Raw genomic sequence first — 24,867 nt, forward strand, 5'->3', positions numbered from 1 at the left:
TGTACCGCACCCCGCCTTTTCCCCGCCCCTATTGTTGCTCCTCGACCCACCGCCCTGCGCTGGACACCGTCGCAGCCCAACGAGGAAGCATCATGACGACACCTGCATTGCCGTATTTTTTTGACGAAGCCGAGCTCGCCGCCGCTGCCAGGCAACCGGGAGAGCGGGAAAACGCGCTGGGCTTTACCCTGGACGACCTGAACTGGTTGAAGGCGGTTTATCTGCCGACCCAGGCCGCCCGCAAAACCCATGTAAAACCGATGCAGGCCTTCCAGTTGCTGTTGTCTTTGACCGGCAAGGCCGGCATTCCATTGGCCGGCGCCTTTGCCATGAGCCGGCCCAACGATGGCGAAGTCACGCTCTATACACCGTGGAAAGGCTTGATCAAATTCGCAGACATGGCTGACCTCAAAAGCAAACTCAAAGAGTGGTTGGCGCAGGCCACTGGCAAACGTGAACTGTTGCGCTTCCTTTCCATCGAAGAACGCCTGCCCTTGGCCGCCGCCTCGGCACTCGACCTCTCCACCCGCGAGATCGAAGGCGGGGTATTCGAAGATCAGGAACTCACTCTCAAGCAACAGCAGGAGCAAAACATCAAGTCGATGGCGGGCGAGCTGGTCAAGATGCCCACCTTGCAATCAATGCTGGACGACACCCTCAAGCACGCGTTGTACAAGCCGTTCCCCAAACTGGACCAGCGCCTGACGCGGCTGAAAAGTTTTGTCAGTACAGGTTCTGCGTTTGATGACCACGAATCGCCGCATACGATTGTATCGATGCCACTGAGCGAGGCCCTGCTGCATTTTTACCTGACAAATCAGTGGCCGACGGGCGACTCCAGGGTGTTTGCCCATCCCGAGCACGTCATAAGCAGCGATGCCGACAACCAGACCTGGGAAAGCGCTGTAAAAGAAATCGCGCAAAGTTTTACGCCCCACCTGAACAGCCTGCTTGAGACGTTCTGGAACACGCCCATGGGCAATGGCTTGTCGCGCCAGGCTTTTTTCGCCGAGGGCCTGCGCGACACTTTTCACACTACGCTGTTACGCCAGCGCCAACAGCGCACTTTGACGACCGAGGAATACCTGCGACTGATGAATGTCAGCCTCGCCCCGGCCAAGGACGATCCCCTTCGCATCGAAAAAGTGAGGGTCACCGCCCCCTTCAAACATTTCGCGGAGCTTGCCTCGACCTTGATGATCGGCGGCGCGAACACGCTGGGTTTCCTGTACAGCCCGTCCCGAGGCATCGAGGCCACGAGCAACCTGCCAGCGGTGAAAGAAATCGTCCTGCAAATGCTCAAAAGCGAAGGGCATGAAGACACGCTGCTCAATTTCATGTCATTGGACGAACGCGGCACTTTTCTTGGGCTGGAACCGGACGATCGGGTGATCGTCGGCGAACCCATCGTCGGCTCGGTGTTCGCGCGCGTGATGTCTGACATCATTGATAAACAAAGGCAAAACCTCAGCCATGCCTTGAGCCGTTACCGTGAAAGCGAAGGTATGCTGGACCCTCACGCCTTGCTCGACAATGCCCTGGACGTCCGGGGATTGATCGATCACCTCTTGCTGCTGGCGCAAACCGCAGGACGCTGGAGTACACGACCGGACCGACGCGTGAACGCGCGACCGGCCACCGTGCGCGCGGAGTCGGCCAAACACGAGCTGTCGCTGCTGAACTCGGTCGAACAGGCGCTCGATCAACTCCTTGAAAAACACCCGGCCATTCCCACGACAACCCGCACATTCGCCGACGCGAAAAGCCTCGTCAGCTCATCATTGGCGGGTTTGCAATCGAGTTTTACCCATACCCTGTCAACGGCACTGCGCAGTGAATTGAAGCTTCGCGCCGTCTCACGCACCCTGGGTGCGACGGAACAGGCAATCATCAAAACCGTGCTCGATACCCCAATACACTTGCAGCGAGCGGCATTCAACGGTTTTTTACCCGAGGTCTTTTCCCTGGCTTTGAAGGCTGGCGCCGCTGCAACCCCGCTGAAACTGGCCAGTTGTTTTGTCCTGACTGAACGGGGCGGCCAGGACCCGGTGCACTCGGGCAAGGCCATTTTGTGGACACCGGCACTGGGATTTGAAGCCTTCAAGGCACTGACACCGCTACTGGAGGAGCTTGAGCAACGTCTCAAGGACGATACTCATCGCTTGATGCTTCTGGAAAACCTCGGCCGTAGCCAGCGATCGCCAGGCAAGGCTTACACGCTGGCGCCACTGCAACGGGTTCATGAGCATTTTCTCGATGATGTGCAAAAAACCTTTGTCGAACTGGACCAGACCTCCGTTACCCGAGCGCTGACCACCCCGCTCTCTCCCGCGCCGCTGGCCAATCTGCTGAATCTGGTGGCCCTGCGTGAGCCGATGACCGGGCTGAGTCGTGCGACCGACATCGCCCAGTCCCTGACCACCCAGCAAAAACTGCCGGCCTGGCTGGCCAAGGCGCCGATCAAAGAGCTGATCCTGCATGGCGAACTGCTTGAGCAATACCTGAAAAACGTCAAAGACGACCAGGATTACCTCACCGGCATCCGCTCATTGCAGCGCACCGCCCACCATGAACTGGAAAAACAACTCAAGGCAGACGACTTCAACATTGATCCGGACAAGGTCCAGATCGAAATCAGCGCGAGCCCCAGGTCTGCGTCCAGCAGCCAGACCCTGACCGATTTTGCGTTGGCTCACCTCAAGGACCTGGACACTGTCTTGCTCAAACTGACGTCGCTGGACACCACGGTCATTCCAGAGGGCATGGACGAACGCTACATCAAGGACCTGATACGCAACCTGAAACCGGGTGAGCATCAGCAGAAAATACTCAGTAATGCCCTCGCAGACACCGTGGCAAACGCGGATCGCAGGCAACGTTTTTACACGCAACTGCCCTGGCAGCTGATGCACCACGCCCACACGGAAAAACTCCAGGAGCGCCTGAGCGAAACCGGGTTTGACCTGATCCGCCAGGTCATGGACATGCCTGACGCCATCGCCCGTGCGGCGGTCGATGGTGCCCACGCAATCATCCGGCCCCTGGAGTTCCTTGGTGTCAGGAGCGGACAAACCGTCAAAGTGCCAGGTGTCTATCTGATCGGTTCATCGGCCGATAGCACAGCGCCGCAGGTGCTTGTCGCCCCTCACAGTCCACGGCACGGGATAAAGGAATACGAAAGCGAAACCCAGCTGCTGGCAGAACTGAAGACGCGCGGCGCACTGCTCGATTGGGTCCTCATGAACCTGGAGAATCCTGACCGGATATTGCTGGAGACCCGGATGGCGACGCGCACCAACCGGGTTGCAAGAGCCGCGTCGGCGACCCCAGGCAATACCGATGCCGAGGTCACGCTGGCGTCCAATCCCGTCAAGGGTCACCTGTTCGGGCACTTGTTCAAGGACAATGCCGCGCTGTTGGGCCGTTTGCTCGGTTGTCAGTCCGACGACAGAAAGCAGAGTGAATGGGCAACCATCAAGCACGTTCTGGGTGAAGACCTGCACGAGGCGTATTCGTTTTTCATGGGCAAACTCGCCTATCCCCTCACGGTGTGGAACAGTTACCGTGACATCAAGCAATCCGCCGAAGACCTGCAAACGCACAAATGGGGTGCGGCCATCAGGGAGTTCATCAGCGGCATTGCTCAACTCGCTTCGTTGCGCCAATCGCTGGACACTCACGCGCTGCCGACTTCTACGCCAGCCGCTGCGGCGCAGGAAAAACCCGAAGCCACCTGCAAATGGCAGGACATCAAGGTCACCGCCCCCGAGCGCACAGGCTTGAAGCGTCATGAAAGCCTCCACGTCGACCTGGCTTCGCTCAAGCCCGACTCAACGCCCGGGCTCTACGTGCACGCGACGACCAAACAACTTTACGGGCCGGTGGAAGGCAAAGTGTTTCCGGTGACAAAACGCGGCACTCGCTGGCGCATCGCCGACACACAGACGCTCGGCCCTTATCTGCGGCAAAACGTATCGAAACAATGGGTGCTCGACCGGAATACACCGACACCGCAATTCGGCCTTATCCGTCGGCTGGATGCTCTGGCAGCGGCTTGGGACGGCATGAACATCGACGCCCAGGGAATGCCGCAGATTCGACGAATTTTCCCGCAAAAGGCTCGGCAGATCGACCAAGCGCTGGACCAGGCAACGAGCTACGCCTGGAACAGTTTTCAAAACCTGCAGTTGCTGAAGAACTCCGACGACACGGACACCCCCGTGCATCAACTCATCAAGGGTTTTATCGATGTGCCAGAGGTGCTGCCCGCGCATGTGGAACAGCTGGAAAAGGTCGTGGGTGACATGTTTACCGCCTTGTTGGACCCAACACTCAGAAATACCAAGTCCGATCGTTTTGTCGTCGGCAGGGTAATCGATGGTGCAGACAGTACATTCGGTTTTATCGTTCCGAAGGATGCAAAGAAAAAAATCTATCTGGGAGAAAGATTCTTCGATCCCGGTTTCGAGCATTACCGCAAACATCTTACCGATACGGCCTTCCCGATCAACACGCATGCCCGGGCGGTAACTCTCCTGCATGAGCTTTCACACATTGCTTGTAAAACCGAAGACATTTCCTACATGGACCCGGGCAGACCTTTCACCGATCTGATCGGCACCACCAGCGTGACCGGCACTGATCTAAAGAATGCATTGACCAACATTCAGGACACTGCACTGTCGATCAAGACACCTTACACACTACTGTTCATGACCCAGGATCCCGACACCGGCGAGTGGGAAGACCCGGGAAGTTCTACTCTTGAAAATACTGATCGGGTAAAAACGCATATTTTGACGTTGACCGCTGCAGAAAACCTGAGCGGTGCTCGCGAAACCTTTAAAAAAAATTCACTGACCAGGCTGGAGGTACAACTCGGAAACGCCGACAGCGTGGCCTGGTTAATCAGTCAGCTCGGACGGGAGTTACACGTCAATACTCCTTGACTACAGAAAATAAACAGCCGTTTGATGGTTAAATGCCATGACGGCTGTTCTCGCAGACTTCCTCTCAAGGTTAGAATGCAGGAAATCAGGATGAGTCAATGACCGACAGCCCTCTCTCGCCAGCCCAATATGACGCCATCACCGATGCCGCAGCGCATTGGTGCATGCGCCTGCATGAACCTGACTGCACCGCTGCAGAGCGGCAGGCGTTCGAGCAGTGGCTGGATGTTCATCCGCTGCATCTGGTCGAATACGAGGCCATGCTGGAAATTTGGGAAGTTGCAGGCGATCTGCCACGACCAGAATCCAGCATTGTGCCAATGGTTCGTCGCACCCCGACATCCTGGCGCACGTTCGGCATGGCAGCGGCGGTGTGCGCACTGGCGCTGCCGCTGGCGGCATACAGTGGCTGGAACCTGGGCTGGCTGCCGAATTCGTACCAACACTTCGAGGCAACCGGCAATGTGCGTCAGATCACCTTGAAGGACGGCAGCCAGGTCGAACTGAACCTGGGCAGCGAGCTGACATACAGCAATTACAAGGATCGACGTCAGGTCACCCTGGGAAAAGGCGAAGCATTCTTCAGCGTCAGTCACGACACGTCCCACCCGTTCGTCGTCAAGGCGGCCGAAGGCCGGATCCGCGTCACCGGGACCCAATTCAACGTCTGGATGTATGAAGACCAGGTGAAAGTGAACCTGATCGAAGGCTCGGTACTGGTCAGCAGCAATGATGACCTGCCGGGGGACGGCTTGAGGCTCGGCCCTTCGATGCAAGCGAGCTATCGCCATGGCGATTACATTCCGCGGATCAGCCAGACCTACGACGACGACAACTCGCTGGCCTGGCGCAGTGGCAAACTGGTGCTCGACGATCTGGCGCTCAACGATGCCCTGCCGTTGATCAACCGTTACCTGGAAAACCCTTTGGTAGTCGCCGACAACAACACCGGCGCGATCCGCATCGGCGGCATCTACAACATCAAGGAACTCAATACCCTGGTAACGTCCCTGCCCAAGGTGCTACCGGTCTACCTGACCCGCAACAAGGATGGCAACCCGGTTCTCAACTCCATTCCGCAGCAAACCCCGAAAAGCTGAAGGCCGCGACCCTTGCGGGGTGCGGCCTTCGTGCTTCGATCAAATACACTAAAGCCTAGTGAGCCGCCACCTTTGCGTCCTGCTCGCGGATGGTTTGCGCCTGATAGGCCGGATCGGACTTGATTTGCTCTTCGGTGAACGGCAACACACTCAGCTGCTTCTTCGAAAAAGCCAGCGTCTGGTCCCGGGAGTATTTCGAGGCCGGATCACTCGACAGCGAGAACGCCAGCAGTCCCTTGGCCTGCGGGCCCTTTTCATCGAACGTCACCACTTGCAGATAGCTGGTACCGCTGACCACTTCGCGTTTGCCGTCGGTTCTCGGCACGCTCTGGATGGCGTTGTAGACGCCCAGCGTTCCCGGCCCGCCGTGGATCGGCGTTTGTTCCCCACCGCTGCTGACCACCTGGACATCGCCCCAGCGAGCATCTTTCTTCAGCCCTGACGCCTTGACCTGCTCTACCGATGCCAGCATCGCTTGTCGCAGCGCCTGCGCTACTGGCGGACGCTCAACCGCCAAGCCTCGCGGTGTGTGTTGCGGATCCAGCGGATCGAACGCCACGCGCCAGACATCGGGCGCCTGTTCCAGCGGCTCCATGAGATTCTGGAAATGCACGAAGCCCAGGCCGCTGTCGAGATTGGCCTTGCGATCCCAGGTCTTGAGGCTGGCACACAGCGGCGCCAGCGCCTGCGCATCGGCACCCAGGTCGGCCGCGCAGAATTGCAACAGGTCCGGCATCACTTGTGCCGCCTGATACACCTGATCATCCATCACCATGTGTTGCAGATCCGCCGCCGCGATCGGCCCGGACTTGGCCAGTGAACCCAGGCGATCGAGGGCGAACCGCGCGCGCAGCCCCAAGGGTTGGCTGTCCTGGCTGATCAAGGGCGAGAACCCGGTGAGCGGCTGCGCCGGGTTGGCCATCCATGCCGAATCATTGGAATGCTGCACGAAGTCCTTGCGCAACAATTGCGGCAATTTGTCCGCGGCATAAATGCCTTTTTGTGCAGCGTGCGGGTCGATATCCCAAGCGCAGGCGCTGCTGGAACCGTCGAGGACGATCATCTGCAAGCCGATCCGTGGATCACTGCACTGCGCGAGCTTTTCGTTGCTGACGTTCGGCACCACCGACAGGTTCATGTACAGCGTTTGCCCCTGATCGTCCGCCGCCAGCGTGTTGACCCACGGGATGCCCTGGAGCTGATGCACGCTGGCCGCAAACGCCTTGAGGCTGTCGGCACGATTCATGGCGTACCACTGCTGCAACACCCGGTCATTTTCCAGGTTGGCGTCGCGCAAGCTGTAGGCGAACTGATTATCCCAGTCCAGTTTGCCGGGCCATTGCACAATCGGGCCGAATTGCGAGCTGTACACCACGTGGGAAACCGCTTTGAGCGAGCCGTCCGACTGCTTGAGGTTAACCGTCAGTGTCTGTTTCTGCATCGGCAGGGATTTGCCATCGAGCAGGTAACGGGTCGGATCCTTGGGATCGAGCTGCAGCCGATACAGCGTGAAGTGCTTGGACGAATCCACGGTGTGGGTCCAGGCCAGGTGTTGGTTGAAGCCAATGTTGATCATCGGCAGGCCGGGCAGCGCGGCGCCCATGACGTCCAGTTTGCCAGGGATGGTCAGGTGCATCTGGTAGAAACGCATCCCGCCGACCCACGGAAAATGCGGGTTGGCCAGCAACATGCCGCGTCCGTTGAAGGAACGCTCGCTGCCCACCGCGACGGCGTTGCTGCCGCGATCGAGGGCGAAGCGCTGCCTGCGCACATCGGCAACCTGGAACGACGCGGACGCGTTCGCGTTTCGAGCGACGGCTGTGGGTGGCATGGCGCCGGCCAGCGCTTCGGCAAATTGCCCGACGCCCCCTTCGACCAGCAGGCGCCGGGTCAGCTTGACCAGATCCATCGCGGTGATTTCCCGCACCCAATCGCCCTGGCACTGCTGTGGCAAGCCCTGGACCCGACGCTCCGTCAGGGAGCGGTTGTAGCCGGCCACATAGCCTTCAATCAGTTCCCGTACTTCAGGGGTTTGCGCCTGCCAGAAAGCATCGACGGCCTGCGCGGTGTTCAACCAGGTGAAAAACAGATCGCTGACGCGATTTTCACGCTCTTCGACAGTGAACTGATCCGGGCCGAAGAACCGTGAGCGTTGACCGTTCACCGTGGCGATCTCATTGGCCAGCAAACACAGGTTATCCTGAGCGTAGGCATAGCCGATCCCGTAACCGAGCCCCCGCTCGTTCTCGGCACGAATATGTGGCACACCGAAACTGGTCCTGCGGATATCGGCACTCGCCTGCTCAGGCTGACTGCGCGCATGCACCGCAAGACTCAGCCCCAGAAACACACCCGCCAGGCTCAACCTGGTCAACTGGCTGGAAATAATCACATTCGCTCCTGATCGAAAAACGATGGTCACAGTTCTGCGTACTGACACGCACTGCGCATCCTTTTAGGGACGAAGCACACGACGAAAATTTAGGAGATTGGATGGCGGTCCTGGACCGCGTTACAACGGCGCTTTACAGAGTGGTCACGCAATGACGACGAAATTTCTACATTTAAGTCTTCATGATTTGTGTCGCTCATACGTCTCATCAGGTAAGAGCGCCCCATTTTTCCCGATCAGGCTCTGAAAAGGAGTTTTTGCAATGTACAACTCGCAACTGCCAACGGACGGTAGCAACGCGCCAAAGAGCACTTCCATTGGGGTCGGTGTTTTCGACCAGCGTACCGAGCGCCACGGCAACGAACGGATCCGCATCCTGCTCAAGAGCTTTGGCCTGCGAACCAGTCTGATTCGTCTGAAAGTCATCGACGCCTTGCTGTCGGCCGCCGAGAACGACCGCAGCCTGGGCGTGCGCGGCGTGCACACTCACCTGCTGGAGCTGGATATTCCCCTGTCGTTCCTGAGTGTGCGCGAAGTGTTGAAACGCCTGTGCGGCGAAGGCGTGATTGTCCTTAATCCGGACAAGAGCTACAGCCTGCACCCGCGGGCCGTCGCCCTGCTGCACAACGACTGATCGAGCCAGGCCCGGGGTTGCGGCTCAGGGCTTGACCTTGCGGCGCATCACGCCGTTGATGACCACCACGACCACCGCCACGCCAATGGCGATGTACTGGAACAGTTTTTCGCTGATGACGCCGGTGTTCTGCAAATACGAAAGGCCAAACATGGTCCCCAGTACCACGAGGGAGATCAGAATCGAGTATTTCAAACGTTGCGACTGAGTCATTGGCAATTCCTGAACCTGAAAAATGTGTGCGCGATGTATCCGCCTGCAGGCCAGGCCCCTAGCGTTTTGTGGGGATGGACGGCTGCGAACGGGGGCTTATGTTACAGCCGATGAAGATTTTTAGCTTTATCGCGGGGACGATGGCCTGACAGCTGACCCTTTTTCGGCGTGCATATCCGTTGCTGCGGTAACGGCCACTTAGGGTTCCGCTCTTACAGCGGGTCACTTTGAGAAGCGCAAAGTAACCAAACGCTCTTGCCCCTGGCGTTCGGTGCCTCGCTTTGGCTCGGCATGCCCTCGCTCCGGTCCTGCTCCGTGGGCCCGCCGCGATGGGCCATCCTTGGCCCAGCGCGGCTAAACCGGCATCCATGCCGGTTTACCCACTGCGCAGAACCTCCACTCGGCCTCTCGAGGGGGCAAGAAAATCAAAAGCCAAATCAAAAGCGAGGCGGCCTTAAAGCCGACCTGATTGCGGGTCTGTCCGCATTCCCCTGTGGGAGCGAGCCTGCTCGCGATGAACGTCCAGACAACGCAATCATCCAGACAGGGCCCGTTATCGTTAACGTCCATCGCGAGCAGGCTCGCTCCCACAGGGGATCCAGGTACAGCCGTAAAAGTCAGGTCGGCTGTCAGGCCGCCTCGCTTTGGCTTTGGATTCGGGCGCCCCGTTAACCACGATGGCCGAACGCAGGCATTGCGCAGTGGGTAAACCGGCAGGACGCCGGTTTAGCCGCGCTGGGCCGGGGATGGCCCTTCGCGGCGACCCACGGAGCAATGCCGGAGTGAGGGCATGCCGAGCCACAGCGAGGCACCGAGTGGTGGGGCAAAGCCTTTTGCTTACTTTTCGCTGGGCCGGCATTCCGGCGTTTGGAAAAGTGAGTCGCCGTAAGGGCGAAACCATAAGTGGCCGTTACCGCAGCAACGGATATGTACTCCGTCAACAAACAACAAGCTGCCAGCCTTACAAACTTGTCATCTTCCCCTCATCCACCTGACAGCCTTGATCTACGATAATAAGGCCGAGCAGCTCTGTAGCACTTCGAAACACACCATGAATATCTGCCCGCAAAAAACGGTCAGAATATATGTTTGCCCGCAATCCGAGACCCCTTCCGTCATGCGAACCCATCTACGTCTGGCTGCCCTGGGCGCCCTGTTCATTTCCTCCCTGGCCCAAGCCGCCGACCTGATCCCGATCGAGGTCCACCGGGATGCCAATTGCGGTTGCTGCAAGAAATGGATCAGCCATCTTGAGGCCAATGGTTTCAAGGTCGAAGACCACGTTGAAAGCAATATGAGCGAGTTCAAGCAACAACACGGCGTGCCACCGCGCCTGGCGTCCTGCCACACCGGTTTGATCAACGGCAAATTCGTCGAAGGCCATGTGCCGGCCGATCAAGTGCTGGCCCTGAGCAAGCGCGATGACCTGCTGGGCGTTGCCGCCCCTGGCATGCCCATGGGCTCACCGGGCATGGAAATGGACGGCATGAGTGATGCCTACCAAGTGATCGGCCTGAAAAAGGACGGCACGGATGTGGTGGTGGCGGACTACCCCGCCCATTGATTTTCGGTGCCTACATCGGTTTGTTCCTGGCTGCATTCGGTGCAGCGACCTTGCTGCCCTTGCAGTCCGAAGCGGTGCTGGTGGGACTGATACTCAGTGATCGGTACTGGCTGTGGTCGTTGTTGGCGGTTGCCACGCTGGGTAACGTCCTCGGTTCGCTGGTGAACTGGTGGCTGGGGCGCGCCATCGAGCGATTTCGGGACCGGCGCTGGTTTCCGGTCAGCGCCAAACACCTGGAACACGCCCGCGGTCACTATCAACGTTACGGCCACTGGTCGTTGCTGCTCAGCTGGCTACCGGTGATCGGTGATCCACTGACCCTGGTGGCCGGCGTCATGCGCGAACCGCTGGTGCGCTTCCTGCTGATCGTGACCTTGGCCAAGGGCGCCCGTTATGGCGTGCTGGCCCTGGCCACCCTGGGGTGGATGGGTTGAACCAAGTGCCGCGACGATTGCCTGTTTAATGTCGCCCTAATCGTGCCGATCCAGCATCGGCGGATTTTCAACGGAGTTCATCCATGCCCCTTACCCGCTCAAGCTGGCTGTCCGGCCTGCTGCTGACCGCCACACTGCCCGCCATCGCTGCCGAAGGCCCGGCCTACGGCCCCGAATTGCAAGGCTTCGAATACCCCTATACGGTCAAGCACTTTGCGTTCGAGTCCCAGGGCAAATCCCTGCAAATGGGCTACATGGACGTCGCCGCCCATGGCAAGGCCAACGGCCGCAGCGTGGTGCTGATGCACGGCAAGAACTTCTGCGGCGCCACCTGGGAGACCTCGATCAAGGCCCTGAGCGATGCCGGCTACCGGGTCATTGCCCCGGACCAGATCGGTTTCTGTACGTCCAGTAAACCGGACAACTATCAATACACCTTCCAGCAACTGGCGAGTAACACCCAGCAACTGCTCAAGGCCCTCGGCATCCAGAAAGCCACCTTGCTCGGGCACTCCACTGGCGGCATGCTCGCCACCCGTTACGCGCTGCAATACCCCGAACAAGTCGAGCAGCTGGCCCTGGTGAACCCCATCGGCCTGGAAGACTGGAAGGCCCTCGGCGTGCCTTATCGCACGGTCGATCAATGGTATGAGCGCGAACTGAAGGTCACCGCCCTTGGCATCCACGACTACCAGCGCAACACCTACTATGATGGCCGCTGGAAACCCGAATTCGACCGCTGGGTCGACATGTACGCGGGCATGGCCAAAGGCCCTGGAAAAACCCAGGTGGCTTGGAACTCGGCGCTGATCTACGACATGATCTTCACCCAACCGGTTTACTACGAGTTCAAGGATCTGAAGGTGCCGACCCTGCTGCTGATCGGCACCGCCGACACCACGGCCATCAACAAGGACATCGCGTCCCCCGAGGTCAAGGCGAAAATCGGTCATTACGACGTGCTCGGCAAGCAGGTGGCGAAACTGATTCCTCAGTCGACCCTGGTCGAATTCCCCGGCATGGGCCACGCGCCGCAGATGGAAGAGCCGGCGCAGTTTCACAAGGCTTTGCTTGGCTGGCTGGACAAAACCAACCCCGTTCGTTGATGAGGTAAGGCTGATGGCGGTACAGATTGCAGTGATTGATGATTGGCAGGATGTGGCCCGCGACGTGGTGGACTGGTCGGCGCTGGAGGTCATCGGCGAGGTCGCATTCATCCATGACTACCCCGCCGACAACGCGACCCTGGCCGCGCGTCTGAGCGGGTTTGAAGTGATCTGCGTGATGCGCGAGCGCACGCGGTTCGACGAAGACCTGCTGCGCCGCTTGCCGAATCTCAAACTGCTGCTCACCGGCGGCATGCGCAATGCCGCCCTCGACCTCAAGGCCGCCGCTGCGCTGGGCATTCAAGTCTGTGGCAGCGACAGCTATAAACATGCAGCGCCGGAACTGACCTGGGCACTGATCATGGCCGCGACCCGCAACCTGGTGGTCGAAGCCAATGCCTTGCGCGCCGGAAAGTGGCAGCAAGGCCTGGGCGGCGACCTGCATGGCAAGACCCTGGCGATCCTGGGGCTGGGCAGCATTGGCCAACGGGTCGCCCGCTTCGGCCAGGCGTTCGGCATGCGGGTCATCGCCTGGAGCGAAAACCTCACCGCCGAACGCGCCGCCGAGTTCGACGTGACCTGCGTCAGCAAGCAGCAATTGTTCGAGCAGGCCGATGTGTTGTCGGTGCATTTGGTGCTCAGTGAACGCAGTCGTGGCATGGTGGACGCCCAGGCGCTGGCATGGATGAAGCCCACAGCGCTACTGGTCAACACCGCACGCGGGCCGATTGTCGATGAAGCTGCGTTGATCAAGGCCCTGCAGAAACAACGCCTGGGTGGGGCGGCGCTGGACGTGTTCGAGCAGGAGCCCTTGCCCGGGCATCATCCGTTCAGAACCCTGGACAACGTGCTGGCCACGCCCCATGTCGGGTACGTCAGCCAGCAAAACTACCAGCTATTCTTTTCGCAAATGATCGAGGACATCCAGGCCTGGTCGGCGGGAAACCCGATTCGCTTGCTTAGCTGATAGCGCCCGGCGACTTGAGTTTTTCTTGCAAACACCGCCGAAAAAAATGAATAAATGTTCACGCTGCGGTGTTTATGTTTCGCTTGAAGGGTCATCAGCCCTTCCCGACGTTTTCCGCCCGTTCGGAGCATTGCCCATGAATCGCCGTCTCTCGATTGTAACTGCGCCGCTGGTCCTTGCCGTCGCGCTGTCCAGTTCCCTGGCATGGGCCAATGGCGAGGAAGATACCCCAGCCAAACCGCAGTGCCCTCGAGGACAGGCGTTCGATAGCAAGGCACAACGGTGCGTCAAACAAACCAGCACGCTCTTGCCGGACGCCGACCGTACCGATTACGCCTGGCAACTGGCCAGGGACGGGCGTTACGAAGAAGCCCTGGCCCTGCTCGATACACTCAAGCAGCCCAACACCGCCAAGGCCCTGAACTATCGTGGCTACGCCACGCGTAAACTGGGGCGCACCGATGAAGGCATCGGTTATTACCTGCAATCGGTCAAACTCGACCCGCAGTATGCGCAGGTCCGCGAATACCTCGGCGAAGCCTATGTGATCAAGGGCCGGCTGGACCTCGCCCAGGAACAGCTGCAGCAGATCAAATCGATCTGCGGCAACACCACCTGCGAGGAATACCAGGACCTGGCCGAAGCCATCAACGATTCATCGAAAACCTGACAACCCGATTGGAGGGAGGTCGCTATCGCCAGCGATCACGAAATTAGGACAGAACTGGGCCAGCATCTGGCGCGCCTGTGGCGCTATGGCCTGCTGTTGTCCCGACAACGGCATGTCGCCGAAGACCTGGTGCAGGCCACCTGCGTGCGGGCGCTCGAACGAGGCGGACAGTTCGAATCGGGAACGCGCATGGACCGCTGGCTGATGAGCATTCTGCATTCGATCTGGGTCAATGAAGTGCGCACCCGCCGGGTACATCAAGGCCAAGGCGTGGTGGATGCCGATCAGGCCTTGTCGTTCGATGGCGAACAGGCGGCACAGACCCATGTCCGCGCCGCGCAGGTCATCCGGCGTGTAGAGGCGCTGCCCGAGGCCCAGCGCGAAACGGTGTTCCTGGCCTACGTCGAAGGCTTGTCCTACCGCGAAGTGGCCGATGTCCTGCAAGTCCCCATCGGCACCGTGATGAGCCGACTGGCCGCTGCCCGGCTGAAACTGGCCGAGTACCCGCCCCTGCACACGGTGCCGAACCCTTCCACCGGAGAACGTCGATGAACGCGAAACTGTCGGATGAGCAACTGGTGGCCTACCTGGACAACCAGCTCGATCCCGAACAACGCACCCGCATCGACGCCGCCATCGCCGAAGACCCGATGCTCGGCCTGCGCCTGCAATGGCTGGACCGCAGCAGCATGCCGTTCAAATCGGCTTACGATGAAGTGACTCGACAAGCCCCGGTGGAGCGCCTGCAAGCCATGCTCGACACCTTGCCCGCGCCGGCACGCCCGGCGCTGAGTCGACGCTGGTTCCTCGCGGCAGCCGCCGGATTGCTGGCGGGCGGTGTGGTGGCGGACCGCTTGTTCCTCGGTTGGCAAACCAGTCAGCAGACCCACAACTGGCGCGGCCTGGTCGCCGATTACATGGTGCTTTACGTACCGGAAACCCTCGACCATTTGCCCAGCGACGAAGCGGCGCAACAGGCGCAGTTGCGGACCATCGATGCACGCCTGGGCCTCAATCTTCTGCCGGCCAAACTGGCTTTGCCCCGCGCCCAATTCAAACGCGCACAAATCCTTGAGTACGACGGCGTAGCCATTGCCCAGATTACTTATCTGGATCCGGTTCACGGGCCGATGGCGCTGTGCATCACGCGTTCCAACAGCGGCAGTCGGCATTTCGCCAAGGAGCGACGGCACGGGATGAACATTGTGTATTGGGCGGATATGGAACATGCCTGGATGCTGATCGGGCGTAACCCAGTGGTGGATCTTGAGGAGATGGCCGCGCAGTTGCGCACCCGGATCAGCGCCTGAGCCCTGCGAGGCAGGCTTCAAGTATCACTGTTGCCGATTCGGACTTTCACCAGGTCTTGAGCCCTGGGAAACTGTCCCACCGCCCCCGTCATCAGCGTGTATTCCACCTTGTCGCCAACAAGGAAGCAGTCCTCGCCATCTGCGGTGACAGTGGGCCTTATACGGATCGCCAACCTGGAACAGAACCCACCATCAGGAAGGACCAGGGCAAAAGTGGTCGATGTCGTGTCAACCTTGACATCCCTGATCGCGTTGATTGTGCCCTGCCCCATAATTCTCGTGATTGGCGCGCCCATTTCTACCCTCCTGCCCTGCCGTCAAATCCTGACTGACAAGGCACAATCAAACGCGAACGCAGCGAATATGGCTACTGTCAGATCTGACAGATGCAGCAGCCGTTTGTCGTAATCAGGTCGGCGTCGGCAACCACAACCGAAACCGCGCCCCGCCCAACGGCGACGCTTCCACGGTCAACGTTCCACCCTGGGCCTCCAGTGCCCGACGGCTGATCGCCAGCCCCAGGCCAAACCCGCCGGTCGCCCGATCCCGGCTGCGATCGAGTCGATAGAACGGCTCGAAAATCCGCTCGCGCTCGTCATCCGGGATACCGATGCCGTCGTCGTCCACCCAGATTTCACAGCCTTTCGGGCACACTTGCACGCCGACCTGAATGCGTTTTTCGCAGTAGCGCATGGCGTTGCGCAGCAGGTTTTGCAGGGCGCGGGCGGTCAAGCGCGGGTCGAGGCTGAAGCGTTCGAGCTGGCCGTGCAGCAGCACGTCGATGACGATGTCTGGCGATTGCTCTTCATCGACGCTGCCCAGGATGCTGTCGATGAATTCATCCAGTGGCACTTCGATGGGCTCCGGTAACCGCGCGGGGTTTTGCAGGCGGCTGTAGGAGAGCAATTCCAGCACCAGTTCATCGAGTTCACGGATGTGAGCGACCAGCCCCTGCAGGCGCTCGCGGCTGGTGGTGGGCAAATCATCCGACAGGGCCAGCGCCAGGCCAAAATCCAGGCGGGTCAATGGCGTGCGCAATTCGTGGGACACCGCGTTGAGCAGATCCCGCTGCTGATTCAGCAGGTTTTCGATGTCGCCGGCCATGGTGTCGAAAACGTTGGCCAGGCTGCCGATGTTGGAGCTGGCGGCAATCTGCGTTCGCTCGCTCAAGTTTCCCTTGCCGAAGCGTTCCGCCGCGCTTTTCAGACGCTCCAGGTCACGCCAGTGCGGACGCAGCCACAGCAACAGACACGCGAGCATGGTCGCGCCGATCAGCACGTTGATGCTCCAGTACAACAGGCTGACGTCCATCGGGTCCGGCGGCACGACCATTTGCACCACAATGCGCTCGTTCAACGGTGCCACCGCCAGGGTGCGCCAGCCCCAGTCGCCGATGCGCACGACGTTTTCGCCGCGTTGCAAACGCTGCTGTTCTTCGAGGGAAAACTCGGCATCGTCGTTACCGCTGAGCACGATGTGCAGCGGATCGAACTCTTTGTCCATTTCCGCCGCCAGGGCCGGCCATTGCTCGACCGGGACGGCTTTGAACTGCTTGACCATGAGAGTTTGCAGGCCACGGGAATAATCAAGGTTGTAGGTGAGGAAGCGCTCGTGGAAGACCTTGATCACCAGGTCCGGCACCAGGTAGATCGCGGCGCTGAACGAAACGATGGTCACCAGGTACAGGCGAAAGAGGATTCTGAACATCGTCTCAGCATTCCCACTCGGATCGGCTGAACAGATAACCCTTGCCCCACACGGTCTTGATCTTGCGGGCCTCGCCGGCATTGTCGTCGAATTTGCGTCGCAGCTTGGAGATGGCCACGTCCACCGAGCGGTCGGTGCCGTTGAACTCGATGCCGCGCAGGCGTTGCAGGATCTGGTCGCGGCTCAACACTTCGCCGGCATGCCGGGCCAGCACCACCAGCAAGTTGTACTCGCCGCTGGACATCTCCACCGGTTGCCCGCGCCAGGACACTGTGCGCTCGGACAGGTCGATGCACAGGTTGCCTATGAGGATGCGGTCATTGGCCGCCAATGGTTCGGTGAGGCTGCTGCGCCGCAGCAGGGTGCGCACCCGGGCCAGCAGCACCCGGGGTTCGCAGGGTTTGGTGACGTAGTCGTCGGCGCCCATTTCCAGGCCCAGCACCTGATCGTGGCTGTCGTCGCGGGCGGTGAGCATGAGGATCGGCAAGGTCGCCGAATCGGCGCGCAGCAAACGGCAGACCTGCAAGCCATCTAGACCGGGCAGCATCAGATCGAGGATCACCAGGTCCGGCGGGCTGGTCCGGGCACGCTCGCGTACCTGGTCACCGCGTGCGATGACGCTGACGGAGTAGCCGTTACGTTCCAGGTAACTGGCGATCAGTTCGGCGAGGGCGGTGTCGTCTTCGACCAGGAGGATGTTGGGCATGGGGTGTTTCCAGAAAGTGCTGTGGCGTTTGATAGACCGCCATCGCGAGCAGGCTCGCTCCCACAAGGGACCTCAAGTGGACACAGACTCTGTGAACACCACCGAACCACTGTGGGAGCGAGCCTGCTCGCGAAGGCGGCCTCACAGTCGCAATAAAATTCAAGACTTGCAGGATATACGCCCTCACCCACACCTGAGCAAAACCCTTACACAATTTCACACAGCACCAACAAAGCTTCACCGCTATCCTCGCCGTCGCCCAGTAGGATGCTGGGAGTCTTTATTGGGGTCATTCATGTCAAAGAATCTGCTTGCCAGGCTCAGCCTTGTGGCACTGGCGTTGGCGCTGAGCGCGTGCGACAAGTCCTCGATCGCCGAAGAACAGCCGCCATTGGCCAGCGTGCGCATCGAAACCGTCGAAACCCGAGCGCTGTCGATCAGCAGCGAACTGACCGGGCGCATTGCCGCGCCGCGCATGGCCGAGGTGCGCGCCCGGGTCGCAGGCGTGGTGCTGCAACGAGCCTTTCGCGAGGGCAGTGACGTGAAAAAGGGCGAGGTGCTGTTCCGCATCGATCCGGCGCCGTTCAAGGCTGATCTGGACAGCGCCGAAGCGGCACTGCGCAAAGCCGAGGCCAACGCGTTCCAGGCGAAACTGCAAGAGCAGCGTTACGCCCAGTTGATCGATGACAAGGCCATCAGCGGCCAGGACTATGACAACGCCCGGGCCAACGCACGGCAAACAGCGGCTGATGTGTCCGCCAGCAAGGCGGCGGTTGAACGCGCCCGGCTGAACCTTGGCTACGCCACCGTCACCGCGCCGATTTCCGGGCGCATCGGTCGCGCGCTGGTCACCGAAGGCGCGCTGGTCGGGCAGAACGAGACCACGCCCCTGGCGCTGATTCAGCAACTCGATCCGATCCACGCCGACCTGACCCAGTCGACCCGCGAACTCAACGACCTGCGCCGGGCGTTCCGCTCCGGCCAGTTAAAGGAAGTGGGTCAAGGACAGGCCAAGGCCACCCTGATCGAGGACGACGGCAGCCTCTACCCGTTGCCCGGCAAGCTGCTGTTCACCGACATCAGCGTCGACCCGGGCACCGGCCAGGTCATCCTGCGCAGTGAATTCCCCAACCCGGACCTCGATCTGCTGCCTGGCAGCTTCGTGCGCGTGCGTCTTGAGCAAGCGGTCAACCAGCAAGGCATCAGCGTGCCGCAACGGGCCATCCAGCGTGACAGCGCCGGCATCGCCCAAGTGTTGCTGCTCGACGCAGAGCAGCGCGTCAGCCAGCAGCCGGTCGAACTGGGTCCGGTGCAGAACGACCGTTGGGTCGTCACCGGCGGGCTGAAACCCGGCGACCGCATCGTCATCGAAGGCCTGCAACACGCCCGCCCTGGTGAAAAAGTGCAGGTCGACGACACCCCTCTTCCACTTGCCCAGGTTTCTGGCCAGTAAGCAGGACGCTTGTTTATGCCGCAGTTCTTTATCGACCGCCCGGTGTTTGCCTGGGTGGTTGCCTTGTTCATCCTGCTCGCCGGTGCCCTGGCCATCCCGCAGCTGCCGGTGGCGCAATACCCCAACGTCGCGCCGCCACAGGTGGAAATTTATGCTGTGTACCCCGGTGCCTCGGCGCAGACCATCGACGAAAGCGTGGTCAGCCTGATCGAGGAGGAGCTCAACGGCGCTGACAACCTGTTGTATTTCGAGTCCCAGAGCAGCCTGGGCAGCGCGACGATCAAGGCCACTTTCCAGCCGGGCACCCACCCGGAACTGGCCCAGGTCGATGTGCAGAACCGCCTGAAAGTGGTGGAGTCGCGCCTGCCCCAGGCAGTGAACCAGCAAGGCTTGCAGGTGGAAAAAGTCTCCTCAGGCTTCCTCCTGCTGATCACCCTGACGTCCAGCGACGGCAAGCTCGACGAGACCGCGCTCAGCGATTACCTGGCGCGCAACGTGATGAACGAGATCAAGCGCCTGGACGGCGTCGGCAAAGCCCAACTGTACGGCGCCGAACGGGCTATGCGCATCTGGATCGACCCGCAGAAACTCATCGGTTTCAACCTGACGCCGGCCGACGTCAACGCCGCCATCGTCGCGCAGAACGCCCAGGTCTCGGCCGGCAGCATCGGCGACCTGCCGACCCGCAGCACCCAGGAAATCACCGCAACCATCCTGGTCAAAGGCCAACTGTCGACCCCGGAAGAATTCGCCGACATCGTGCTCAAGGCCAATCCCGACGGCTCCACCGTGCGCATCGCCGATGTGGCGCGGGTGGAAATCGGCAGCCAGGAATACCAGTTCGGCACTCGCCTGAACGGTAAACCGTCGACCGCCGTCAGCGTGCAACTGGCGCCGAGCGCCAACGCCCTGAACACCGCGACCCTGGTGCGGGCGAAGATGGATGAGCTGGCGCGTTACTTCCCGGCCGGCGTCGAATACAAGATTCCGTACGACACCTCGCCCTTCGTCAAGGTTTCGATCACCAAGGTGGTGTACACCCTGGTCGAAGCCATGGCGCTGGTGTTCGCCGTAATGTTCCTGTTCCTGCAGAACATCCGCTACACGCTGATTCCGACCCTGGTGGTGCCGGTCGCGCTGATGGGCACCTTTGCCACCATGTTGGCGCTGGGTTTCTCGATCAACGTATTGACGATGTTCGGCATGGTCCTGGCAATCGGCATCCTGGTGGATGACGCGATCGTTGTGGTGGAAAACGTCGAGCGGATCATGGTCACCGAAGGCTTGTCGCCCAAAGAGGCGACGCGCAAGGCGATGCAGCAGATCACCGGGGCAATCATCGGTATTACCCTGGTGCTGGTGGCAGTGTTTATTCCCATGGCGTTCATGCAGGGCTCGGTCGGGGTGATCTACCGGCAGTTTTCCCTGTCGATGGCCACCTCGATCCTGTTCTCGGCTTTCCTCGCCCTGACCTTGACCCCGGCCCTGTGTGCGACCTTGCTCAAGCCGATCACCAAGGGTGAACATCATGAAAAACGCGGCTTCTTCGGCTGGTTCAATCGCAGCTTTGAACGACTATCCGAGCGTTATCAATCCTGGGTCGCCTATGCGCTCAAGCGCACAGGTCGCTACCTGTTGATCTATGGCGTGTTGCTGATCGGCCTGGGGATTTGTTTCGCTCGCCTGCCCTCCTCGTTCCTGCCGGTTGAGGACCAGGGCTACACCATCACCGACGTGCAACTGCCGCCGGGTGCAAGCAAGAACCGCACGGTGGCGGTGGTCGAGCAGATCGAGGCGCATAACGCCAAGGAGCCTGGGGTTGGCGACAGCACGGTGATTCTCGGATTCAGTTTCTCCGGCAGCGGACAGAACGCGGCGTTGGCGTTTACCACGTTGAAAGACTGGTCCGAGCGTGGCAGCGACGACTCGGCGAGCTCAATTGCCGACCGTGCCAACATCGCCCTGAGCCAGATCAAGGATGCCGTGGCGTTCTCGGTGCTGCCTCCTCCGGTGGACGGCCTGGGCACCTCCAGCGGCTTCGAGTTTCGCCTGCAGGATCGCGGCGGCCTCGGCCATGCCACGCTCATGCAGGCGCGCACCGAATTGCTTGAGGCGGCAGAGAAAAGCCCGATCCTGATGAATGTTCGCGAAAGCGCCCTGGCCGAAGCACCGCAGGTGCAATTGATCGTCGACCGCAAGCAGGCCAACGCCCTGGGCGTGTCGTTCGCCGAGATCAGCAACGTGCTGTCTACCGCCGTCGGCTCGACCTACGTCAACGACTTCCCCAATCAGGGGCGGATGCAACGGGTGGTGGTCCAGGCTGAAGGCGATCAACGCAGCCAGGTGACCGACTTGCTGAAAATGCACGTACGCAACAACAACGGGAAAATGGTGCCGCTGTCAGCGTTCGTCCAGGCAAAATGGACACAGGGCCCGGCCCAGTTGACCCGTTACAACGGCTATCCGGCGATCAGCATTTCCGGTGAGCCTAAGCCCGGCCACAGCACCGGCGAGGCCATGGCGGAAATCGAGCGGTTGGTGGCATTGGGTCCGGTGGGATTGGGTCAGGAATGGACAGGATTGTCGTTGCAGGAACGCTTGTCCGGCAGCCAGGCGCCGATCCTGCTCGGCTTGTCGCTGTTGATCGTGTTCCTGTGCCTGGCGGCCTTGTACGAGAGCTGGTCGATCCCAACCTCGGTATTGCTGGTGGTGCCACTGGGTGTCCTCGGCGCGGTGCTCGCAGTGACCCTGCGCGGCATGCCCAACGATGTGTTCTTCAAGGTCGGGCTGATCACCATCATTGGCCTGTCGGCGAAGAATGCGATCCTGATCATCGAATTCGCCAAGAGCCTATATGACGAAGGCCACGACCTGATCGACGCCACGCTGCAAGCCGCGCGTTTGCGCCTGCGGCCAATCGTGATGACGTCCCTGGCGTTCATTCTCGGCGTGGTGCCGCTGGCGATTGCCACCGGCGCCAGCTCGGCGAGCCAGCAAGCCATCGGCACCGGGGTGATCGGCGGGATGATCAGCGCAACCCTGGCGGTGATATTCGTACCGGTGTTTTTTGTGGTGGTGATGAAACTGGTGCGCAAGCGCCACAAGGTTAACTGAGCAAACACAAACCCACTGTGGGAGCGAGCTTGCTCGCGATTGCGGTCCGACATTCAACATCAACGTTGAATGTGCAGGCCTCATCGCGAGCAGGCTCGCTCCCACAGGGTTCGCATGGGTTCCGGGATTATCGTCACAGCAGACCACGCTGGGCTAAGGTGTTCACATACCTTGGTCTCATCGAGTTCACATGCCCTACCTCACCCACACCCACCCTCGCCTGTCCGCCGCCGCCACCTTCGGCGTCGCGGCAGGCATCCTGGTTCCAGCCGATTCGATCATCAACAAAATCCTCATTGGCTGGAACGTCGGGGTCTGGACCTATCTGCTCCTGATGTTCTGGCTCACCGTGCGCTCCAAGGCAACCGATGTGAAACGCATCGCCGAGATCGAAGACGAAAACGCCGGGCTGGTGCTGTTCGTGGTGTGCATCGCGGCGATCGCCAGCCTGGCGACCATCGCCTTCGAACTGGCCGGCAGCAAAGACCTGGAAACCACTCGCAAGCTGCTGCACTACGGCTTCACGGCGTTCACTGTCATCGGTTCCTGGTTGCTGATCGGAGTGATTTTCAGCGTTCACTACGCCCGGCTGTTTTACACCTGGGATGGCAAGGACCCGGCACTGCGTTTTGCCGAAGGCCTGACGACGCCCAACTACTGGGACTTCCTGTACTTCTCTTTCACCATCGGCGTGGCGGTGCAGACTTCGGATGTCGGGGTTGCTACCCGCGATATGCGCAAGATCGTACTTGCGCAATCGTTGATCGGCTTTTTGTTCAACACCGCAATTCTCGGATTTTCGATCAACATCGCAGCCGGCTTGTTTGGCTGAAGAAAAGAACAACCTCATGCCTATAACGGCGTTAGTTGGCCATGGATGACAACGGTGATGGTCGCCGGCGCAGAAACATTGCCGGACAGGTCCATGGCACAGACTTCAAACGAGTGGATATCGGGTGGCAAATCCACCGCCGTGTAGCTCGTCAGCGGGGTGCGGTCAAAGTACACATGGTTGTTATAAATCACATACTCATGAATACCGATGTCGTCTATGGATGGTTCCCAAGACAGGGTGACTGAATGGATGTCGGCAGCTGCCTGACGCAAATTTCCAGGCATGCTGGGCGGGGTAATGTCCTTGGGCTCATAGAGCAGGATGACTGGCTCGGACAACTGGCCGTAAATGTCAATAGAGGAGACGCTGATGGTACATTCCACATCAGGGGTCAGGTTGTACACAACTGCAGACCCTATGAGAAACACGTCCTTGTAATGCTCATCATTGACCAGGATTCTTGCGCCTGTGGCTTCAGGTGGATAATCAATGGACAAAAGAACGGAAGTGGAGTCTCGGACAGTGATGCCAACCTCCGATGGCAAGGGCGGAGGGGATGGCGCCTGCCCCGTGGTTTTGAACCAGGTAACCGCACTGCGTGGAGATAGATTTCCAGCCCCGTCACGCGCGCGTACCCATACACAGTGATAGGCGCCGCTGGTTAAATTAGTAAACAAGCCATTTGTATGGCGGGTTTCGTAAATCACGAAGCCCTGGCGGACTACTCTATAGCCGGTCACGCCAGTGTCGTCACTTGGAGGGTTCCAGCTCACTCTCGCAGAAGTATCGGTGATGTTGCTGACAATGGGAGCCTCAGGTCGATCTGGCGGGACATCGTCAAGCACTGTTGCCTCAAGGTACATCACGTCGGAAACATCCCCATCCAGCTGGGCCATGACCGAAAATCTAAGGTGGTGCGGAACCGGACCGGGTGACACATCAGACAATTTGAAGTTGAACCCCCAGCGGCCCGGTGCTGTAGGGAAAACCTGACCATTGACAGTGACTTCGTGAACCGGGAACTTGAGGAACACCGGGTCCCAAGCCAGCCGGCACTCTCCGTTACTCTGACTGAAGCGCAGGTTTCCTGGCGCCCGCAGCCTGGTCTTGAAGTTCTCAGAGCTCGGCTCTGACACCCCGACAGCATTGACCGCCCGCACCTCGATGCGGTACTCGGTATGAGTTTTCAAGAACATGAGAGTGACCTGAGGTTGCTTGACCAGTTTGACCAAATATCCGTTCAGAAACACCCTGTAATGCAACTCCCCCCAGGTGGCATGCGAAGGCGCCCAGGTCACACTCAGCGATGTAGGGGTCGATTCAAGCAGCTGCAGTGTCCCCGGTTTACTTGGCGCGGTCACCCTGCGCAACTTGTAGGGGCTGGGCGTGGAAAAATTGGTGGCCGTTGCTATGGCAATCACATGAATCAGGTACTCGCGATCGAGACTCAACCCCCTAATCTCACAAGGCGGTTTCACCACGTATTTGGTGTAGATTCCCTCACCGTAAATTTTGTAGCCGCTGGCGTTCGGGCACAACTTGCATGTTGCATAGGGCTCATCCCAGCTCAATTGAGCGGTGCTCGCCGATGTGCGCCAGACGACCAGATTGCCTGGTGAGCAAATTCTCGATGCGACCAATAATCCGGAGTCGGTAGGCGTTTGCATTGACGATTCAGTAGCGTCCGAGGTGCTCATATAAAGTCCCGACCCT

The 24,867-nt window shown here is 59.8% G+C and carries 19 protein-coding genes; 13 read left to right on the forward strand and 6 right to left on the reverse strand.

The features are described from left to right. Positions 1 to 92: 92 nt before the first annotated feature. The gene (locus ACA054_RS17100; protein ID WP_497685302.1) at positions 93 to 4,949 is read left to right on the forward strand and encodes a dermonecrotic toxin domain-containing protein; all 4,857 of its coding nucleotides are present in this window, start codon (positions 93 to 95) and stop codon (positions 4,947 to 4,949) included. A 98-nt stretch (positions 4,950 to 5,047) separates the two neighbouring features. Continuing rightward, positions 5,048 to 6,049, forward strand: coding sequence for a FecR family protein (locus tag ACA054_RS17105; protein WP_497685303.1), 1,002 nt, complete (start codon positions 5,048 to 5,050; stop codon positions 6,047 to 6,049). A gap of 55 nt (positions 6,050 to 6,104) precedes the next feature. On the opposite strand, the gene pvdQ is transcribed toward ACA054_RS17105, so the two are convergent. Further along, on the reverse strand, positions 6,105 to 8,441 hold the full coding sequence (gene pvdQ / locus ACA054_RS17110; RefSeq protein WP_497685304.1) for a bifunctional acylase PvdQ: 2,337 nt from the start codon (positions 8,439 to 8,441) through the stop codon (positions 6,105 to 6,107). A gap of 262 nt (positions 8,442 to 8,703) precedes the next feature. On the opposite strand from pvdQ, the gene ACA054_RS17115 reads away from it, so the two are divergent. Further along, on the forward strand, positions 8,704 to 9,075 hold the full coding sequence (locus tag ACA054_RS17115) for a fe2+ zn2+ uptake regulation protein (protein ID WP_497685305.1): 372 nt from the start codon (positions 8,704 to 8,706) through the stop codon (positions 9,073 to 9,075). Positions 9,076 to 9,099: 24 nt separating this feature from the next. On the opposite strand, the gene ACA054_RS17120 is transcribed toward ACA054_RS17115, so the two are convergent. Further along, positions 9,100 to 9,288: a hypothetical protein gene (locus ACA054_RS17120; protein WP_008061425.1), complete on the reverse strand. Its 189-nt coding sequence runs from the start codon at positions 9,286 to 9,288 to the stop codon at positions 9,100 to 9,102. A gap of 1,117 nt (positions 9,289 to 10,405) precedes the next feature. On the opposite strand from ACA054_RS17120, the gene ACA054_RS17125 reads away from it, so the two are divergent. From ACA054_RS17125 to ACA054_RS17155, 7 genes are all read left to right on the forward strand, one after another. After that, the gene (locus ACA054_RS17125) at positions 10,406 to 10,852 is read left to right on the forward strand and encodes a DUF411 domain-containing protein (RefSeq protein WP_188264514.1); all 447 of its coding nucleotides are present in this window, start codon (positions 10,406 to 10,408) and stop codon (positions 10,850 to 10,852) included. Continuing rightward, complete coding sequence (locus ACA054_RS17130; protein WP_497690325.1) at positions 10,852 to 11,286, forward strand: YqaA family protein; 435 nt, start codon at positions 10,852 to 10,854, stop codon at positions 11,284 to 11,286. The genes ACA054_RS17125 and ACA054_RS17130 overlap by 1 nt, the downstream gene beginning before the upstream one ends. A gap of 83 nt (positions 11,287 to 11,369) precedes the next feature. Beyond that, on the forward strand, positions 11,370 to 12,392 hold the full coding sequence (locus tag ACA054_RS17135) for an alpha/beta fold hydrolase (RefSeq protein WP_497685306.1): 1,023 nt from the start codon (positions 11,370 to 11,372) through the stop codon (positions 12,390 to 12,392). A gap of 13 nt (positions 12,393 to 12,405) precedes the next feature. After that, the gene (locus ACA054_RS17140) at positions 12,406 to 13,359 is read left to right on the forward strand and encodes a D-2-hydroxyacid dehydrogenase family protein (RefSeq protein WP_497685307.1); all 954 of its coding nucleotides are present in this window, start codon (positions 12,406 to 12,408) and stop codon (positions 13,357 to 13,359) included. 136 nt (positions 13,360 to 13,495) lie between these two features. Beyond that, entirely contained in the window at positions 13,496 to 14,029 is a 534-nt protein-coding gene (locus ACA054_RS17145) for a tetratricopeptide repeat protein (protein ID WP_497685308.1), read from the forward strand. A gap of 66 nt (positions 14,030 to 14,095) precedes the next feature. Next, a complete protein-coding gene (locus ACA054_RS17150; RefSeq protein ID WP_497690326.1) occupies positions 14,096 to 14,581 on the forward strand; it encodes a sigma-70 family RNA polymerase sigma factor in 486 nt (161 codons plus the stop codon). After that, positions 14,578 to 15,339: an anti-sigma factor family protein gene (locus ACA054_RS17155; protein WP_497685309.1), complete on the forward strand. Its 762-nt coding sequence runs from the start codon at positions 14,578 to 14,580 to the stop codon at positions 15,337 to 15,339. The genes ACA054_RS17150 and ACA054_RS17155 overlap by 4 nt, the downstream gene beginning before the upstream one ends. 17 nt (positions 15,340 to 15,356) lie before the next feature. Here ACA054_RS17155 and ACA054_RS17160 read toward each other — a convergent pair whose 3' ends face one another. From ACA054_RS17160 to ACA054_RS17170, 3 genes are all read right to left on the reverse strand, one after another. Further along, positions 15,357 to 15,635 (reverse strand): hypothetical protein, encoded by a 279-nt coding sequence (locus ACA054_RS17160; RefSeq protein WP_497685310.1) that lies wholly within the window; start codon positions 15,633 to 15,635, stop codon positions 15,357 to 15,359. A gap of 112 nt (positions 15,636 to 15,747) precedes the next feature. After that, a complete protein-coding gene (locus tag ACA054_RS17165) occupies positions 15,748 to 17,046 on the reverse strand; it encodes an ATP-binding protein (RefSeq protein ID WP_497685311.1) in 1,299 nt (432 codons plus the stop codon). 4 nt (positions 17,047 to 17,050) lie between these two features. Then, positions 17,051 to 17,752 carry a response regulator gene (locus tag ACA054_RS17170; protein WP_497685312.1) on the reverse strand — a complete coding sequence of 234 codons (702 nt, stop codon included), beginning with the start codon at positions 17,750 to 17,752 and terminating at the stop codon, positions 17,051 to 17,053. A gap of 295 nt (positions 17,753 to 18,047) precedes the next feature. On the opposite strand from ACA054_RS17170, the gene ACA054_RS17175 reads away from it, so the two are divergent. From ACA054_RS17175 to ACA054_RS17185, 3 genes are all read left to right on the forward strand, one after another. Next, entirely contained in the window at positions 18,048 to 19,205 is a 1,158-nt protein-coding gene (locus ACA054_RS17175; protein WP_497685313.1) for an efflux RND transporter periplasmic adaptor subunit, read from the forward strand. 15 nt (positions 19,206 to 19,220) lie between these two features. Continuing rightward, positions 19,221 to 22,319, forward strand: coding sequence for a multidrug efflux RND transporter permease subunit (locus ACA054_RS17180; protein WP_497685314.1), 3,099 nt, complete (start codon positions 19,221 to 19,223; stop codon positions 22,317 to 22,319). 190 nt (positions 22,320 to 22,509) lie between these two features. Further along, entirely contained in the window at positions 22,510 to 23,151 is a 642-nt protein-coding gene (locus tag ACA054_RS17185) for a DUF1345 domain-containing protein (RefSeq protein ID WP_497685315.1), read from the forward strand. A gap of 20 nt (positions 23,152 to 23,171) precedes the next feature. Here the strand turns inward: ACA054_RS17185 and ACA054_RS17190 are convergent, their stop codons facing one another. After that, on the reverse strand, positions 23,172 to 24,821 hold the full coding sequence (locus ACA054_RS17190) for a fibronectin type III domain-containing protein (RefSeq protein ID WP_497685316.1): 1,650 nt from the start codon (positions 24,819 to 24,821) through the stop codon (positions 23,172 to 23,174). Positions 24,822 to 24,867 lie beyond the last annotated feature (46 nt).

The sequence above is a fragment of the Pseudomonas sp. LBUM1653 genome (assembly GCF_059716115.1).

Bases quoted from the DNA above. Each gene is read 5' to 3' on its own strand.
- ACA054_RS17140 (WP_497685307.1), top strand. From the start codon at position 12,406: ATGGCGGTACAGATTGCAGTGATTGATGATTGGCAGGATGTGGCCCGC.
- ACA054_RS17165 (WP_497685311.1), bottom strand. From the start codon at position 17,046: ATGTTCAGAATCCTCTTTCGCCTGTACCTGGTGACCATCGTTTCGTTC.
- ACA054_RS17185 (WP_497685315.1), top strand. From the start codon at position 22,510: ATGCCCTACCTCACCCACACCCACCCTCGCCTGTCCGCCGCCGCCACC.
- ACA054_RS17170 (WP_497685312.1), bottom strand. From the start codon at position 17,752: ATGCCCAACATCCTCCTGGTCGAAGACGACACCGCCCTCGCCGAACTG.
- ACA054_RS17125 (WP_188264514.1), top strand. From the start codon at position 10,406: ATGCGAACCCATCTACGTCTGGCTGCCCTGGGCGCCCTGTTCATTTCC.
- ACA054_RS17155 (WP_497685309.1), top strand. From the start codon at position 14,578: ATGAACGCGAAACTGTCGGATGAGCAACTGGTGGCCTACCTGGACAAC.
- ACA054_RS17120 (WP_008061425.1), bottom strand. From the start codon at position 9,288: ATGACTCAGTCGCAACGTTTGAAATACTCGATTCTGATCTCCCTCGTG.
- ACA054_RS17135 (WP_497685306.1), top strand. From the start codon at position 11,370: ATGCCCCTTACCCGCTCAAGCTGGCTGTCCGGCCTGCTGCTGACCGCC.
- ACA054_RS17105 (WP_497685303.1), top strand. From the start codon at position 5,048: ATGACCGACAGCCCTCTCTCGCCAGCCCAATATGACGCCATCACCGAT.
- ACA054_RS17115 (WP_497685305.1), top strand. From the start codon at position 8,704: ATGTACAACTCGCAACTGCCAACGGACGGTAGCAACGCGCCAAAGAGC.
- ACA054_RS17190 (WP_497685316.1), bottom strand. From the start codon at position 24,821: ATGCAAACGCCTACCGACTCCGGATTATTGGTCGCATCGAGAATTTGC.
- ACA054_RS17100 (WP_497685302.1), top strand. From the start codon at position 93: ATGACGACACCTGCATTGCCGTATTTTTTTGACGAAGCCGAGCTCGCC.
- ACA054_RS17175 (WP_497685313.1), top strand. From the start codon at position 18,048: ATGTCAAAGAATCTGCTTGCCAGGCTCAGCCTTGTGGCACTGGCGTTG.
- ACA054_RS17180 (WP_497685314.1), top strand. From the start codon at position 19,221: ATGCCGCAGTTCTTTATCGACCGCCCGGTGTTTGCCTGGGTGGTTGCC.
- ACA054_RS17145 (WP_497685308.1), top strand. From the start codon at position 13,496: ATGAATCGCCGTCTCTCGATTGTAACTGCGCCGCTGGTCCTTGCCGTC.
- ACA054_RS17160 (WP_497685310.1), bottom strand. From the start codon at position 15,635: ATGGGCGCGCCAATCACGAGAATTATGGGGCAGGGCACAATCAACGCG.